General features: G+C 54.6%; 12 protein-coding genes and 1 pseudogene. 6 read left to right on the plus strand and 7 right to left on the minus strand.

Features of this window, described 5'->3' with window-relative positions; genetic code table 11:
• Positions 1 to 62: 62 nt before the first annotated feature.
• From Q0711_RS06525 to pyk, 3 genes are read right to left on the minus strand one after another with little or no spacing between them, the layout of a single operon-like run.
• Entirely contained in the window at positions 63 to 1,415 is a 1,353-nt protein-coding gene (locus Q0711_RS06525; protein WP_298616175.1) for a DUF3370 domain-containing protein, read from the minus strand.
• A gap of 19 nt (positions 1,416 to 1,434) precedes the next feature.
• Positions 1,435 to 2,172 carry an SIMPL domain-containing protein gene (locus Q0711_RS06530; RefSeq protein ID WP_298616173.1) on the minus strand — a complete coding sequence of 246 codons (738 nt, stop codon included), beginning with the start codon at positions 2,170 to 2,172 and terminating at the stop codon, positions 1,435 to 1,437.
• Positions 2,173 to 2,223: 51 nt separating this feature from the next.
• A complete protein-coding gene (gene pyk, locus Q0711_RS06535) occupies positions 2,224 to 3,636 on the minus strand; it encodes a pyruvate kinase (protein WP_298617883.1) in 1,413 nt (470 codons plus the stop codon).
• A gap of 148 nt (positions 3,637 to 3,784) precedes the next feature.
• Between pyk and Q0711_RS06540 the strand changes: the two genes are divergently transcribed.
• From Q0711_RS06540 to Q0711_RS06550, 3 genes are read left to right on the plus strand one after another with little or no spacing between them, the layout of a single operon-like run.
• Positions 3,785 to 5,509 carry an ABC transporter permease subunit gene (locus Q0711_RS06540; RefSeq protein WP_299042018.1) on the plus strand — a complete coding sequence of 575 codons (1,725 nt, stop codon included), beginning with the start codon at positions 3,785 to 3,787 and terminating at the stop codon, positions 5,507 to 5,509.
• A 7-nt stretch (positions 5,510 to 5,516) separates the two neighbouring features.
• Positions 5,517 to 6,656: an anhydro-N-acetylmuramic acid kinase gene (locus tag Q0711_RS06545; protein WP_298617877.1), complete on the plus strand. Its 1,140-nt coding sequence runs from the start codon at positions 5,517 to 5,519 to the stop codon at positions 6,654 to 6,656.
• Positions 6,653 to 8,173, plus strand: a complete 1,521-nt coding sequence (locus tag Q0711_RS06550; protein WP_298617874.1) for an NAD(P)H-hydrate dehydratase — start codon at positions 6,653 to 6,655, stop codon at positions 8,171 to 8,173. The genes Q0711_RS06545 and Q0711_RS06550 overlap by 4 nt, the downstream gene beginning before the upstream one ends.
• Here the strand turns inward: Q0711_RS06550 and gatB are convergent.
• Together gatB and Q0711_RS06560 are read right to left on the minus strand one after the other, a co-directional pair.
• Positions 8,156 to 9,751, minus strand: coding sequence for an Asp-tRNA(Asn)/Glu-tRNA(Gln) amidotransferase subunit GatB (gene gatB / locus Q0711_RS06555; RefSeq protein WP_298977415.1), 1,596 nt, complete (start codon positions 9,749 to 9,751; stop codon positions 8,156 to 8,158). The genes Q0711_RS06550 and gatB overlap by 18 nt on opposite strands.
• A 67-nt stretch (positions 9,752 to 9,818) precedes the next feature.
• Positions 9,819 to 10,967, minus strand: coding sequence for a citrate synthase (locus Q0711_RS06560; protein WP_298977414.1), 1,149 nt, complete (start codon positions 10,965 to 10,967; stop codon positions 9,819 to 9,821).
• Between the two features lie 192 nt (positions 10,968 to 11,159).
• Here Q0711_RS06560 and Q0711_RS06565 point away from each other — a divergent pair.
• The 3 genes and pseudogenes from Q0711_RS06565 (at position 11,160) to ahcY (ending at position 13,581) form a co-directional block, all read left to right on the plus strand.
• Positions 11,160 to 11,789, plus strand: a pseudogene (locus tag Q0711_RS06565) (hypothetical protein).
• Between the two features lie 71 nt (positions 11,790 to 11,860).
• Positions 11,861 to 12,241 (plus strand): hypothetical protein, encoded by a 381-nt coding sequence (locus tag Q0711_RS06570; protein WP_298617521.1) that lies wholly within the window; start codon positions 11,861 to 11,863, stop codon positions 12,239 to 12,241.
• A gap of 65 nt (positions 12,242 to 12,306) precedes the next feature.
• A complete protein-coding gene (gene ahcY / locus Q0711_RS06575; protein WP_366142459.1) occupies positions 12,307 to 13,581 on the plus strand; it encodes an adenosylhomocysteinase in 1,275 nt (424 codons plus the stop codon).
• 81 nt (positions 13,582 to 13,662) lie between these two features.
• On the opposite strand, the gene speE is transcribed toward ahcY, so the two are convergent.
• Both speE and speD read right to left on the minus strand, forming a co-directional pair.
• Positions 13,663 to 14,604, minus strand: coding sequence for a polyamine aminopropyltransferase (gene speE / locus Q0711_RS06580; protein WP_298617525.1), 942 nt, complete (start codon positions 14,602 to 14,604; stop codon positions 13,663 to 13,665).
• Positions 14,605 to 14,648: 44 nt separating this feature from the next.
• Positions 14,649 to 15,047 carry an adenosylmethionine decarboxylase gene (speD, locus tag Q0711_RS06585; RefSeq protein WP_298617527.1) on the minus strand — a complete coding sequence of 133 codons (399 nt, stop codon included), beginning with the start codon at positions 15,045 to 15,047 and terminating at the stop codon, positions 14,649 to 14,651.
• Between the last annotated feature and the right edge of the window lie 556 nt (positions 15,048 to 15,603).

The raw sequence follows: 15,603 nt of genomic DNA on the forward strand, positions 1-15,603 counted from the left end.
TCATCAAAAATGCGGCTGATCTAACCCGATCAGCAAGGGTGAGGGGATGCTCTCTATTGTACTCAGGAGCGGGACAGCGGATCTGCCAAGGTTTCAATGGTCAACACTTGAGGTGGGGTGGCATCCGGCGGATAGAGCAGGGTGAATTGAACCCGGCGGATTTCTTGGGGTTGCAGCGTTAGCCGCACCAGATCCTCTCCCTGCTGGCCTTGGCGTTGGACAAGGTGAATGATTCGACTTTGGGGGGTGCCTTGATCGTCGCGGAAGCGCAGTCGGACACTGCCTCGGAAAAAGATGCGGTTGGGCGGCTCGGCAAAGAACCGTAATCCGCTGGCGGGGGTGTCGAACTTGATAGGAGTTTGGAGGGCAAGGCGCACGGTGTGGGGGCGATCGCTGGTATTTTTCAACGGTAGAATCAAGTCGTATTCAACGCCGTAGTTGCCGTGGGCTGCATAGGCCGTATCGGGATAACGCCGCACCAAAGGAGCGCTTTGAATTTGCCCGCTGCCCAAGCGCCCTGCCACCAAGGAACTGATGGGATAGGAAAAAGCGCTGCCCGCTTCGGGAATGGGAATCGGTGGCTGTTGCGGATTGTGCCAGCGGGAGCCAAGGGCAACACCGGCCACTCGGCCATAGATAATCCTGCCCCCTTGATCGGGAGGGGTGGGAGGGCGATCGCGGGGCGTGACCAGTTCCCCTTCCATGAGAGTCTGCTGCCATTGCTCGAGGGTCGGCGGTTCATGGCCAAAGCGGGCTAAACCGGCAAGGTAAATCTCACCGCTGCTGCGGGCACGAATCAGCAGGGAACGGCCATTGAGGGGGGGATCTAGTCCTTGGACAGGAATCGGTAAATTGGCAATCAGGGCATAACTGCGAGGGGAAATCACAATTTGGGCAGGCCAGCCTGCTTGCCGCCGTCGTTGCAGAATATCCAGCATGACGCGATCGCCCGGACCGGCAAAACTTTGCCCTAGATCATTGGCCTGTTGACTGGGCAGGGGACGAAAGGGGGCATCCGGTTGACTTAGGTAACTGGCGGCATGGATTAAATTCACCGTGACCGGTTCAGAGCGGGGGTTATAGGCCAGAATTCCCAAGTAGAGGGTCGTCCGATCCTGCGGGTCGAGGGGGCGGGCAATATGGTGGGCAAAAATATCAAAGCGATCGCGAAACGAAAAGTTCAAGTGGGCACTGGGGGTAGCTTTACCTGCTGGCGGAAATGTGGACAGGAGAATGCCCGGCCGCTGGACTACCTCTGGGCTATTGCTATTGAACACCGGCACTTGGTCAAGGGCACCGGGTAAAGGCAGCACTTTTTGCGGTGTTTCAATCGTTTCTGGCGCTTGAGCCATCGCTGGAAAAATGACCACAAGGGCCGCCCAGCTCCCCAGCCACCAACGGCGTTCAATGGCCATTCTCCCAACTTAGTCCAACTTAGTAGTTAATCTGCAGCGTTACACTTGCCTCCACCTGTAATTCCCCGGACACCACAGGTGTGCTCTCCGCCATTGTTGCCGCGCGAACAACAAAGGGTCTAGGCGGTGGCATTGCCTGACTAATCTGAATACTCACTACTTGGCGCGGCTGCAGATTGAGGGCACTTAGGACTACTTGGGCTTGACTTTGGGCCTCTTGGGTGGCCCGCTGTAGGGCAGTGCGTTGGGCAGCAGCAATGGTGGCCTCCGGAGCAGTAAAGCTAATGTTCTCGATTGTGGTTGCGCCGGCTTGGACGGCAGCGTCAAGCAGGGGGCCTACGCGATCGCTGGCAATGCGAAAACTCACAGTATTGCGACCGATGTAGCCCAGCAAAATTCGCCGATTCTCCTTGTATTCATAGTTGGGCGCGAGGCTTAGCCCCGTGGTTTGCAGTTGACTGACCTCCCGTCCCCGCAGCACCGCCAAAACGGCGTTGGCTCGCCGTGCCACCTCCTGCTGCACCTCCTGAGCTGTACGGCCTTGAACTTCAACGCCAAGGCTGACTTGGGCAAGGGTGGCGGAAATGGCTTCTGTGCCCCGACCGGTTACCGTGAGGATACGTTGGGCTTCTTGACCCATGGCGGGTTGCTTAGCAATCACAACCGCCCCCCCAAACAGAAGAGCGGCAAGACCAAGGGTATAGATAGGCGCCAGTGTCTCTTTTATAGCGGTATTCACCACAGTTAACTCAAACACTTGTCAACTTCTCGTTTCTCCAGACCGCCGTGGATGGGGCGCTGTTCCTCCTTAGGAACGAATGGTGTGAATCTTAATAAAATTTGTTCCCTGGGGAGTTTGGGCAGGAATCCCCCCTAGAATTACAATCTTATCCCCCTCGGTGGCTATCTGATGCTCCTTAAGTTGGTTTTCAGCTACGGCAATCATCCCTTCAAAGGTCAGGGGGAGCGTTTCCAAAAGAATCGGCTTCACGCCCCAGAGCAAATTCATCCAGTGATAAACCCGCGGGCGATCCGTAAAGGCAACAATCATGGGTTTTACCCGTTCTCCAGAGGCAATGGTTGCAGTGTAGCCCGTTTCCGTAAAGCAGGCGATCGCCCGCAGATCAAGGATTTTGGTAATAGTCGTCAGGGCCTCCCCCAGCGCATGGGTCTCATCATTGCGGTAGGCGGGCATATTCTCAAACTCAAGGTGCGGCTCCACATCTGCGGCAATGCGCGCTAGCATCTTCACCGCTTGCACGGGAAAAGCTCCCACTGCCGATTCTCCCGACAGCATCACTGCATCGGTGCCATCGAGAATGGCGTTGGCAACGTCACTGGCCTCTGCCCGTGTGGGTCGGGGATGGTGGATCATACTTTCCAGCATTTGCGTTGCCGTGATTACGGGAATGCTGCGGTAGTTGCACTCGCGAATAATCTGCTTTTGCAGCAGCGGCACTTTCTCTACCCGCATTTCTACGCCCAGATCACCGCGGGCAACCATAATGGCATCGGCTACACCCAAGATTGCCGAGAGATTTTCCACCGCCTGAGGTTTCTCGATTTTGGCCAGCACTGGCATATCCCCAGCACCATGGGCAGCAAGGTACCCTCGCAACTCCCAGAGATCCTCGGCGCGGCGCACAAAACTCAGGGAGATAATATCAACCCCTTGCTCAATGCCAAATTGAATGTCTTGCTTGTCTTTATCCGTGAGGGAAGGTAACCGCAAATTCAGATCCGGCAAGTTCACCCCCTTGCGACTTTTCAGCGTGCCCCCCTGCACGACTCGGCAGATGACCGTATTTCCCCTAATCGCCTCAACCTCTAATTCCAAGAGGCCATCGTCCAAGAGCACCTGCATCCCCGGCTGTGCCTCTTCGGCAAGGTAAGGATAATCAATGCCAATGCCCTGCATCTGTTTCTCGGTGAGCGGCACAAGGTGGACTTGCTCCCCTTCCACCAATTCAATGCTCCCTTTAGGAAGCTCGCCGACACGAATTTTAGGGCCTTGTAAATCTTGCAGGAGCGTCAGAGGCGTTGCTTCTGCACTGGCCACTTGCCGCAGCAGGGCAATGGTTTCGGCATGCTCCTGATAGTCGCCGTGGGAAAAGTTTAACCGCGCCACATTCATGCCGGCAGCCAGCATCTGCTGAATCACGTCCCGCGATCGACTGGCAGGGCCAATGGTGGCGACAATTTTGGTGCGACGAAAAAGCATAAAAGAAGGGGATAATGGGTCATTCCCTAAATCTTAGGTATAGATCAGGAAATTCAGCAGTATTCTGGCTTGCATTCAGGATTAAGTTTTGTGGATACAGGGATGTGGCTATAATTTGCCTCGTGACGCTTAGCTTGTGGAGGCCGCGATGACACGTCCCCTCACGCCCGATAATCAAACACTGAGTCGTCCTTGGACGTGGCAAGATGGCCTGATTATTCTGGCCTTGATTGCCCTGATTTTTTGGATTGTCAATACCGCTGCTCAGTTTACAGGGGAGTACGATCCCACGATTACCATTGAGCTGAGTCCGGCGGTCTTGCCGAGTTACACCGCTCAAACGCTCCTGCGGATGCTCATTGCCTACATTATTTCCTTGGTGTTTAGCATCCTCTATTCCTATATTGCCTACTACAACCGTACTGCCGAAAAAGTCCTGTTGCCTCTATTGGATATTCTGCAATCGATTCCCGTGCTGTCGTTTCTTCCGGGGGTGGTGCTGGCACTGATTGCCCTCTTTCCGGGAAGTCGTATTGGTGTGGAGTTGGCGGCCATTATTCTCATCTTCACGGGGATGGCCTGGAACATGACATTTAGCTTTTACCAGTCTTTGATTGGTGTGCCTCAGGAGCTGCGGGAGGTGGCAAAAATTTATCGGCTGGGGTGGTGGCAGCAGGTGTGGACCCTAGATCTGCCGGCGGCCGCCATTGGCCTGATCTGGAATAGTGTCATGTCGGTGGCCGGCGGTTGGTTTTTCTTGATGGCCATCGAGTCTTTTACCCTTGGCGAGAAAACCTTTACGCTGCCGGGCTTAGGTTCCTATCTGGCAGAGGCAGCCAACCAACAGAGTTATGCAGCATTGGCCTATGGTCTGGCGGTTCTGATTGGTGTGATCATCGTTATTGATATTTTGGTGTGGCGTCCGCTCATTGCTTGGGGTGAAAAATTCAAGGTGGAGATGGTGGAGGCGGAAAATGTGCCTAAATCTTTTGTTCTTGATTTCCTAAGGCGATCGCCCACATTGCGAGCCTTCCACCAAAATATCTTTGCTCCCCTCTGGGAACGACTCGATGAGCAGTTGCGCCCTAAACAGCCACGTCAATTCCCTGTACCCCAGAGTCGTCAAGGCAACTGGCCAATAACACCGATTATTTTGCTGATTTTGGCTGTGTTCGTGGTTTGGGGGGCGATCGCCTTTTTGCGGCAAATGTTTGGTGTGAGTTGGCAAGATTGGCAGCAAATTGGTCTAGGGGCAGTGCTGACAACGGTGCGCGTAACGGTAGCTCTAATTCTGTCTTTAGTCTGGACAGTTCCAGTGGGGGTGGCGATCGGTCGCAATCCCCGCGCGGCTCAAGTGTTGCAACCCCTTGTCCAAATTGCGGCATCGGTGCCGGCCACGGCGCTCTTTCCTGTCCTACTGTTGACCCTTGCCAATGTGGGCGGAGGTTTGGAGATTGGCTCTGTGGCGCTGATGATGCTGGGCACGATGTGGTACATTCTCTTCAATGTCATTGCCGGTGCCCAAGCAATTCCCACGGAATTATTTGAAGCAGCAGTGGTCTATCAACTCCCTTGGTGGCAGCGGTGGCGCATCCTGATCTTGCCGGGGATTTTTCCCTACTTGATTACGGGTATCATTACCGCTGTGGGGGGAGCTTGGAACTCCAGCATCGTCAGTGAATATGTGGAATTTCAGAATCAAACAGAGCAGACCCTTGGCTTAGGAGCCATCATTTCTGAGGCTAGCGTTCGGGGGGATTTTCCCCTACTGATGGCAGCAACAGCAGTGATGTCGTTACTAGTGGTTTTAACCAACCGCCTCGTTTGGCGCCCCCTCTATCGCTTGGCGGAAACCAAATATCAACTGCTGTAGGTGCTAGATGATGCGGGTCATTGGCCTGATGAGCGGCACCTCGGTGGATGGAATTGATGCGGCTCTAGTGGAGTTAGAGGGGGGCGATCGCCACCTTCAGCTAGAGGTGCTCAACTTTTGTACGGTGCCCTATCCTGCAGACCTGCGGCAGCGGATTCTTGACCTCTGCGGGGAAAAACCTTTGACCCCTAGGGAGTTGGCGGACTTGGATGAGGAGATCGCTGAAGCCTTTGCACTTGCGGCACAGAGGGTTCAACAGGGCTATCCCCGCGCAGAACTCATTGGCTCCCATGGGCAAACGGTCTTTCATCGCCCCCCCACCGGCGATCGCCTGGGCTATAGCCTGCAACTGGGACGGGGAGACTGGATTGCTTGGCGCACGGGCATTACGACCATTGCTAACTTTCGCGCTCAGGATATTGCCTTGGGCGGTCAAGGGGCGCCTCTTGTGCCTCGGGTGGATTGGTGTCTTCTGAGTCATCCCACGGAAGTGCGCTGTGTGCAAAACATCGGCGGGATTGGCAATGTCACCTACTTGCCCCCCCACCTAGAAGATGCCGACGGCAAAGGGGTCATGGGCTGGGATACTGGCCCCGGCAATATGTTGCTTGACCTAGGAGTCATGGCATTATCTGGGGGAGAGCGCACCTACGACGCCGATGGGGCATGGGCACGGCAGGGTCAGATCATCGAACCCTTGGTGGAGCAGTGGCTGCAGGACTCCTTCTTTCATCAGCCGCCGCCGAAGTCCACGGGGCGAGAATACTTTGGTTTGGCCTTTTGGCAACGGTGTCGTGCCGATGCAGTGGGTTTAGCCCCTGCGGATATTTTGGCCACCCTCACAGAACTCACTGCCCGCAGTATTGTGGAGAGTTATCACCGATTTTTGCCCCGACCACCGCAGCGGGTGTTTCTCTGTGGTGGGGGTGCCCATAACACCTTTTTGCGGGAACGCCTTCAGGTGCATTTTGGAGACATTCCGGTGGAAACCACTGCGACGGCTGGGGTACCGGTGGATGCCAAAGAGGCGATCGCCTTTGCTATTCTTGCCTACTGGCATGTGTTGGGGTTGCCGGGGAATTTGCCCCAAGTCACGGGGGCACGCCAAGCGGTTCCCCTAGGTCAGCGATGGAGTGGACAGCAATGACAAGAACCGGATTTTCTCGGATTGTCACCACGGCTGAAATGCAGGCCATCGAGGGAGCAATGTTCAATGGCGGCTTCCCTGTTCCGGCCCTGATGGAAAAGGTGGGACAGCGCCTCAGTCATTTTCTCCAGGGTGAGTTTCCAAGGGCACAGTACCCCCATGTGGGCATTTTGGCCGGCCCTGGGCACAATGGTGGCGATGCTCTAGTGGTGGCACGGGAACTCTGGCACCGAGGGTATGCGGTCACCATCTGGCAGCCCTTTGAGCGCCTCAAGCCCCTGACGGCGGAGCATGCCCGCTATGCTCGCTTTCTCGGTCTGCCCTTTGCCGAGACGGTGGCGGCGTTGCAGGAGGTTGACCTGATTGTGGATGGCCTGTTTGGCTTTGGCCTAGAGCGGGAGCTGACGGGTGACCTTGCCCATGCCATTGATCAGATCAACACTTGGCGACAGCCACGGGTGAGTATTGATGTTCCCTCTGGGCTCCACAGTGATACAGGGGCAGTGTTGGGTAGGGCAATTCAGGCCGATCGCACCCTCTGCTTGGGACTGTGGAAGCGGGGACTCTTGGTGGAGGAGGCTCAGCCTTGGGTAGGGCAGGGGGTGTTAATCCCCTTTGATATTCCCCCCCCTGTCATCGAGGAAGTCTTGGCCACAACGCCGCGACGATATTGTCTAGAGGCTTCCTGTTGGCAAAGTTTGCCTTTGGGGCGATCGCCCATTACCCACAAGTATCAGCAGGGGCAACTGCTCTTGATCGGTGGCTCGGCGGCCTACGGCGGCAGTATTCTCCTCAGTGCACTCGCGGCGCGCTGTACAGGGGTAGGGATGTTGGTGGTGGCGGTGCCGCAGTCTTTGAAGCCCCTTGTCTTGATGCGCGTTCCCGAGGCCATTGTTGTCGGCTGTCCTGAAACGCCTACGGGGGCGATCGCTCACTTACCGGAGACCTTAGATTTAACGCGGTTCTCGGCTATTGCCTGTGGGCCGGGGTTGACCCCTGAGGCGGTGCCCGTGGTAGAAGCGGTGTTGCACTCTGGGCGATCGCTCGTGTTGGATGCCGATGCTCTGAATATCCTAGCCAAACTCACCCCCTGGCCCCTGCCGAATCCCACGATTTTGACTCCCCACTACGGCGAATTTCGCCGCCTTTTTCCCGACCTGGTAGCAGCAGGGGGCGATCGCCTCGACCAAGTCACCGCAGCCGCAGCTCGCAGTAATGCCGTTGTGGTTCTCAAGGGGGCACGAACCGCCATTGCCTCCCCTAAGGGTGACCTCTGGATCAATCCTGAGAGTACCCCTGCCCTTGCGCGAGGGGGTAGCGGCGATGTGCTCACCGGACTCATAGGTGGTCTGCTGGCGCAGCAGGAGGCTCTTACCGCAGCTTGTGGTGGGGTCTGGTGGCATGCCCAAGCGGGACTTCAAGCAGAACGACAGGTAACTTCCCTAGGCGTCTATCCTGAACACTTGATTGCCCACCTGTTACCCACACTGCAGGCGGCTCTAACTGCTGGCGTTTAGCTTTTGCGCCAAGAGTTGATTCGTCAGCTTGGGATCGGCACGTCCACCCGTTTTCTTCATCACTTGGCCCACAAAGAAGCCCTGAAGTTTTGTTTTGCCGGCGCGGTATTGCGCCAGTTCATTGGGATGTGCCGCCAGCACTTCGTCAATCATCGCCTCTAGGGTAGTCACATCGGAGATTTGGCTGAGGCCTTTTTGCTCCACCAGGGCTTTGGGGGAGCCGCCCTGAGCCAGTAATTCCGGCAGCAGATCCTTAGCCATTTTGCTACTAATCGTGCCCGCCTCAATGAGTTGGATCAGTTCCGCCAATTCGGGGGGTTTTAGCGGGAGTGCCGCGATCGCCAGTTTTTGTTCCTTGAGATAGGCCGTAATATCGCCCATGATCCAGTTGGCCGCCAATTTCGGGGGTGCCCCAGCGGCAACCGTGGCTTCAAAATATTCGGCAACAGGGCGTTCATCGGTGAGAACGCGGGCATCCTGTGGCGGTAAGCCCCACTCGGTCTCGTAGCGGTGACGCTTTTGCGCCGGCAGCTCCGGCAGTTCCGCACGCCATGCCGCCAATTGCTCAGCACTGACTTCAATGGGGCCAAGATCGGGTTCGGGAAAGTAGCGGTAGTCACTGGAACCTTCTTTGACGCGCATGGTGCGCGTTTGCTGAGTGGCCTCATCCCAGAGGCGGGTTTCTTGAACGATGGGTTCTCCCGCTTTGATGGCAGCCACTTGTCGCTCAATTTCATAGTCAATGGCGCGTTGGATGGCACTAAAGGAGTTCATGTTTTTAATCTCCACCTTTGTGCCAAAGGTGTTGCTGCCCACAGGCCGCACAGAGATATTCACATCACAGCGCAGTGACCCCTCCTGCATATTGCCATCGCAGACCCCCAAGTAACGGAGAATGCGCCGCAGTTCTTGGGCATATTCTGCCGCCTCTTGACCCGTGCGCAGATCGGGTTCGGAGACAATTTCCACAAGGGGTACGCCCGCCCGATTCAAGTCCACTAAGGAGTAGGTGGAGCCAGACAGGCGATCGCTCCCCGCGTGCACCAATTTGCCTGCATCTTCCTCCATGTGCAGGCGGGTAATGCCAATTTTTTTGCGGCTGGCGGTGCCGTTATCATCCACCAGTTCAATCTCTAGGTAGCCATGCTGGGCAATGGGCAGGTCGTACTGCGAGATTTGGTAGTTTTTCGGCAAGTCGGGATAAAAATACTGCTTGCGATCAAACTTGCTGTAGGGGGCAATCTGGCAGTTGAGGGCTAAGCCCGCCTTCACCGCATATTCGAGCACCTTTTCATTCAACACAGGGAGGGTTCCCGGCAAGCCCAAACACACCGGATCAATGTTTGTATTCGGAGGTGCCCCAAACTGGGTTGAGCTACTGGAGAAAATTTTGGTTTGGGTACTCAGTTGGCAATGAATCTCTAAGCCAATCACCGCCTCGTAGGTAAGACTGGCGGGATCCACAGGGGTGGGTTCAGGAGCAGGGGTTGCTGCCTGTTTCTTCGAGGCTGACTGGGTGGATTTCGACGTTTTTGCCGTGTTTGATGCTTGCCGTTTGCTGGATTTTGCCTTTGCCATCAGAAACTCCACAAGGATACCGCCACTATAAAGCAGCTTAGTCAGCGAGGGAGTTGAGAATCAAGAGTTAGGGGCGATGATTGCGCTCCTCCATGGGTACATAGGGCTGATTGTGGGCACCCGTATAGACTTGGGTGGGGCGATAGATGCGGTTGGCCTCCAGTTGTTCTTTCCAGTGGGCTAGCCAACCCGCCACACGGGCGATCGCAAACACAGGGGTAAACAAGTCATTGGGAATCCCCAATCGCCGATACACAAGGCCAGAGTAAAAGTCCACATTGGGATAAATCCCCTTGTAACTGAGATATTCGCCCACCACTTCCTCCAGTTTCAGGGCAATGTCGTAGTAGCGATCGCCGCCAAACTTATCAAACAACTGCTCCGCCAACTTCTGCAAAATTGTGGCGCGGGGATCCTTCACCTTATAGACGCGGTGGCCAAACCCGGCAATTTTAATCTTATTCTGGATGCACTTTTCCACATAAGGACGGACATTCTCCACACTGCCGATCTCTTCGAGCATATTGATGACATCCTCATTGGCTCCTCCATGGAGTGGCCCTGCCAGTGTACCCACTGCTGAAGCAACTACGGCATAGGGATCTGTCAATGTCGAGGCCGTCACCCGTGCCGAGAAGGTGGAGGCATTCATCGTGTGCTCCGCATGGAGAATCAAGCAAATATCAAACACCCGCGCCGCAAAGGGATCGGGACGCCGTTCATTGAGCATATAGAGGAAGTTGGCCGCGTAGTCCAGTTCATCACAGGGCATGACCGGATCATTGCCCTTGCGGATGAGTTGAAACGCCGCCACCATTGTTGGAATTTTCGCCAACAGACGAACGACCGCTGCCCGAATGTACTCTGGATCGTCAAGTGCCCGCCGTGAATAGAATAATCCCAATGCTCCCGCCGAGGCCTGGAGGGCGTCCATGGGGTGGCCACTCTCCGGAAAACACTTCATCATGTCGCGGATGCGGTACTTCACGCGGCGGTGGTAGGTAATATCGTGTTCAAAAGCGGCCAACTCCTCTTTGCTCGGCCAGTAGCCCCAAATCAACAAAAAGGCGGTTTCCAAAAACGTGCTTTTTTCTGCCAGTTCCTGAATCGGGACACCGCGATACTCCAGAATACCGGCTTGGCCATCCACATAGCTAATGGCCGATTGGGCAACGGGAATACCCTCAAGACCGGGGCTAAATTCGCAGGCAACCATGCGTGGGTGTCCTTAGTTCTTAAACAGGGCAAGCTGAGTTGGAATTGCAGTATCTATCAATTTTAGGGGAGAGGGGAAAGATGTTGATAACCAAGCTGCTCACTACTTCCCTGAAGTTTCACAACGTTTTGTCAGCCTTGGAAAACGGCCTCGCTACGGTCGCGATTCGGACATCCCCAAGGAGTTGACGCGATGAAACTTGCCCACTGGATGTATGCAGGGCCTGCTCGCATTAGTACCCTGCGCATTGCCAGTCCCTTCAAACTTCAAAAATGTTCATGGCATTATGCACGCGCCCCTTGGGGATGATTATTTTAACGTTATGGGATCAATGCTAGAGCGAGAGCACCACTTTACGCCTGTCACCGCCAGTATTGTGGAGCGCCATGTTCTAGCACGCGGTTTTCAAGAAAAAGTTGAACCCGCAGCCATCTTTGGCAGCCAGAGGGAGCGCCATGTGGGCAAACGCTTCAAGATTCCCTGTGGCGTGATTGCCGCTCCCATCCACATTCAGGACTTTCCCGTGGGCTATCGGTTGTTCTTGGGCTATGAGGGGACTCGTCAACCGGTGGATTTAATCTACAACTCCTTCACCTTGGGTATGGAAGACCACCTGCTAGAAATTTTTGGTGGCCATGACACCAAAGAAGTAATTTACAAAGGACTTTCCGCCGACTCAGATTTGACATGGACGGCCGATGGGCTAGCGGAATTAGATAAGATTCCCGGCTTTGTGCGTGGCAAGGTGAAGCGCAACACCGAAAACTTTGCTCGCGAACAGGGAATTCGCGAGATACCGTGGAAGTCCTCTATGCCGCTTAAGTTTCACCCGTGGAACCTGCATGAACCTGATCGTTGCGGCGTATAACGCTCGGATTCAACAACCAATTGCTATGGTATTGCTGAAACGCATCTTTGCCCTTGGTTTACTGGTAGCAGGGGCTGGCTTTGCGCCAAGTGCTCTTGCCCAGGGGGTACCCCGTTTCCGCCAAGGCATGAGCTATACCGATGCCCGTCAACGTCTCGTTGAGCGCGGTTGGCAACCCGTCGTCAATCCAGCAATGGCAGCTCCGACAACGACGACGCCAATTGTGGCCTATCTGCTCAGTCAAGGCTATAGCGAACTAGTGGGCTGTCAACTGGTGGGGGTGGAGATTTGCACCTTTCAGTTTCGCAATCGCAAGGGGCATTTGCTGGAAATTGCGACAGTTCACATGCCCGTGATTCCCGCTGGCACAGTTACCAGTTGGGCACTGCGGAAGAAGTCCCCTTAGGCGATTCTTGCGTATAATGGGAGGCCGTAACCTTTTTTAGGAACCACAGTATGGTGTCTTCTCCGATTAAGCCTGAAGCCCCAGTTCGTCACGATGTCAAAGACTTGAGCCTTGCCCCTTTAGGACAGCAACGGATTGAATGGGCCAGTCGCGAGATGCCAGTGCTGCGACAGATTCGCGATCGCTTTGAGAAAGAAAAGCCCCTAGCGGGGATTCGCCTAGCTGCCTGCTGCCATGTAACCACAGAAACGGCCAATCTGGCGATCGCCCTCAAAGCCGGAGGTGCGGATGCAGTGCTTATTGCCAGTAATCCCCTTTCTACCCAAGACGATGTGGCCGCTAGTCTAGTGGTGAACTATGGCATTCCAGTCTTTGCCCAAAAGGGAGAAGATACCGAGACCTACAGACGCCACGTCAATATTGCCCTTGATCACCGTCCCAATATCATCATTGATGACGGCTGTGATGTGGTTGCCACTTTGGTGAAAGAGCGCCAGCACCAACTCGGCGACATTATTGGCACCACCGAAGAAACCACCACCGGTATTGTTCGCCTCAAGGCCATGTTCCACGATGGCGTCCTCACTTTCCCTGCCATTAACGTTAACGATGCCGACACCAAGCACTTCTTTGACAATCGCTACGGCACCGGTCAATCCACACTAGACGGCATCATTCGGGCGACCAACATTCTCCTTGCCGGCAAAACCATTGTGGTGGCTGGCTATGGCTGGTGCGGTAAAGGGACAGCCCTGCGGGCACGGGGCATGGGCGCTAACGTGATTGTGACCGAAATTAATCCTGTGCGAGCCATTGAAGCAGTCATGGATGGCTTTCGGGTCATGCCAATGCTTGAAGCTGCCCCCCTCGGCGATATTTTTATTACCGTGACGGGGAATAAGCACGTGATTCGGGCGGAGCACTTTGCCGTCATGAAAGATGGGGCAATCGTAGCCAATTCTGGTCACTTTGACATCGAAATTGACCTTGCCACCCTAAAAACCCTCGCTAAGGAAGTGCGGGTAGTGCGTAACTTTACCGAGGAATACCTTCTGCCAAGCGGCAAATCCATCATTGTGTTGGGTGAAGGACGGCTAATTAACCTTGCGGCTGCTGAAGGCCACCCCGCCAGCGTCATGGATATGAGCTTTGCCAACCAAGCCTTGGGCTGTGAGTACCTTGTGAAACACAAAGGTCAGCTGGCTGCGGGGATTCACCCCATTCCTGCTGCCGTGGATCAAGAAATTGCCCGTTTGAAACTCCAAGCTATGGGCATTGCCATTGATACCCTTACGCCTGAACAGGTGGAGTACATGAACTCTTGGACATCCGGCACCTAGGCGGCTGCATCACTCCCCAAATCAGAGCAGAACTCAACCCAGAGCCTTCCTGAGCTAAATCGGGAAGGCATCATGCAACTTTTAGGTTTGGGGAATAATTTTCAGGCGTGAGGTTGGTGGCTCTTCTTCAAGAGTGGTATTCCCATCCGTGAGCGGCGTAAGCGGCTGACTTAGCAGAGTGCGGATAAAGTTTGGCAGCGCAAAGACTCCCTGATGGGTCTCGCCATTGTAGAAGCGGAGGTCAGAAATCCCCCTTGTGGCAATTCGCTGCTCCACCGCTGCTGCTGTGAGGGTACAGGGGTCACTGCTTTCCGAGGCTGTTGCCATTCCCCACAGCGTACCGTACAGGGGAATATACACCAAGTAGGGACGGACAATTGGAAAAACCTGCCGCAGCGTCGTAACCAAGCGAGCATAGGTGGTAGGCCGAGCAATTGGCGATTCTACGTGCAGAGCAACCAGTCCTGCCGCTGCCAGATGCTGCTTACACAGGTGATAAAACTCTTGGGTGTAAAGGTTCAGGGAAGGACCTTGGGGATCGGTGAGATCGAGAAGGATTAAATCAAACTGGGCACTTGTGTTTTCCAGATAGGCGCGACCATCGCCAATCACCAGTTGTAGGCGGGGGTCTTCAAAGGCACCCCGGTGAATCGTGCCTAAATGTTGACGACAGACCTCAACGACCTCCTCATCCAACTCCGCTAAAACGACCTGCTCGATTGTGGGATATTTGAGGACTTCCTCGGCCGCACCGCCATCGCCACCCCCAATAATTAGAGCTGACCGTGGTGCTGGATGCGTCATCGCTGCCGGATGAATGAGATTTTCATGGTAGAAAAATTCATCGGCTTCCGAGGTCATAAAGAGGTGATCCAAGCACAGGAACTTGCCAAAGTGGGCAGACTCGTAGAGCGCCAGTTCTTGGTAACGAGTCTTTTTTGCCAATAGACAGCGATCGGCTCGGATAAAGTAACCGGCAGCAGGGTTGAGCTGCTCTAGAAGATACAGATGGTGGGTCGTCATTGCTAATTACTCTGATCCTAATCTGGAACCTTGAATACCGCTGGCTATTCCCGCTCTACACATTGGGTACGGGGTAACTCGGGGTCAAAAACGGCAACCAGTTGATTAAACAGTGCTTGTGCTTTGCCCCGATTGTCTTGGCTGTAGTTACAGACATACACGTCCAAGGTGACGTAGCGCTTTTCCGGCCAAGTGTGGATGGCTAAATGAGACTCCGCTAGGACAACGGCGCCAGTGACCCCTCCTGCTTCTCCAAATTGGTGAAATAGCTCGCCCAAAACGGTTAGACCAGCTTTACGCACTGTCTCCAGGCATAGCGTTCTGAGGCAATGGCGGTCCACAAAATAACGAATGTCGCCACGACACCGATATAAATCGCCGATGAGATGAATCCCTAAACGAGGCTTCACAGGCTGCAGCGCAGCCACAGGACTATACATCATCGCTGCTCCTCCTAAAAACAACCACGATAGCAATACGTACCTTGCGGTACGCACTACCCCGGCAATGAAGGTTGAAGTGCCTTCACTGCCAAAACGTATAATCCTCCTCCTTGCGGAGGTTGAAAGTGGCTTGCTGAGGACAACCCTTTGCCTCTTAAGCCATGTGTTTATTGCCAGCGAATGCTAGCTTCTACTTTTTTGAAGTAGAGGTCAGAGACTAAAGCTGCCGACCAAAGTTACTATTGTAGCTGAAAATTAGATGCTTGTAAAGAACAACCAAAGACTCCGTTGCTAGCAAAGACGGTGAGACAGTGCTTCTAACTTAGCTAAGCAGTATAGGCTCAGGCAGCCCATAAACCCTAACGCCTAACAGCATCGGCACTATCCAGTCCTTTTGGTGCCCATAGCGTCTTACGTATCAAAGTGTCCTAAAGCTTCTGAGGACAGGTCGAAGACGCTGTTTTTTTCCACTCTCCAGACTCCCCTTTCGGGCGCATGCCGTTCGAGCACTGCCTGCGTGGTGGCAACACTATCTGGATCAATATCGATAGCCACC

It is taken from the genome of uncultured Thermosynechococcus sp. (assembly GCF_937958135.1).
Lineage (GTDB): Bacteria > Cyanobacteriota > Cyanobacteriia > Thermosynechococcales > Thermosynechococcaceae > Thermosynechococcus.

Excerpts from the sequence above, each read along its gene's own strand:
- gatB (WP_298977415.1), bottom strand. The coding sequence starts at position 9,751 with ATGGCAAAGGCAAAATCCAGCAAACGGCAAGCATCAAACACGGCAAAA.
- pyk (WP_298617883.1), bottom strand. The coding sequence starts at position 3,636 with ATGCTTTTTCGTCGCACCAAAATTGTCGCCACCATTGGCCCTGCCAGT.
- Q0711_RS06550 (WP_298617874.1), top strand. The coding sequence starts at position 6,653 with ATGACAAGAACCGGATTTTCTCGGATTGTCACCACGGCTGAAATGCAG.
- speE (WP_298617525.1), bottom strand. The coding sequence starts at position 14,604 with ATGACGACCCACCATCTGTATCTTCTAGAGCAGCTCAACCCTGCTGCC.
- speD (WP_298617527.1), bottom strand. The coding sequence starts at position 15,047 with ATGATGTATAGTCCTGTGGCTGCGCTGCAGCCTGTGAAGCCTCGTTTA.
- Q0711_RS06540 (WP_299042018.1), top strand. The coding sequence starts at position 3,785 with ATGACACGTCCCCTCACGCCCGATAATCAAACACTGAGTCGTCCTTGG.
- Q0711_RS06570 (WP_298617521.1), top strand. The coding sequence starts at position 11,861 with ATGGTATTGCTGAAACGCATCTTTGCCCTTGGTTTACTGGTAGCAGGG.
- Q0711_RS06560 (WP_298977414.1), bottom strand. The coding sequence starts at position 10,967 with ATGGTTGCCTGCGAATTTAGCCCCGGTCTTGAGGGTATTCCCGTTGCC.
- Q0711_RS06545 (WP_298617877.1), top strand. The coding sequence starts at position 5,517 with ATGATGCGGGTCATTGGCCTGATGAGCGGCACCTCGGTGGATGGAATT.
- Q0711_RS06525 (WP_298616175.1), bottom strand. The coding sequence starts at position 1,415 with ATGGCCATTGAACGCCGTTGGTGGCTGGGGAGCTGGGCGGCCCTTGTG.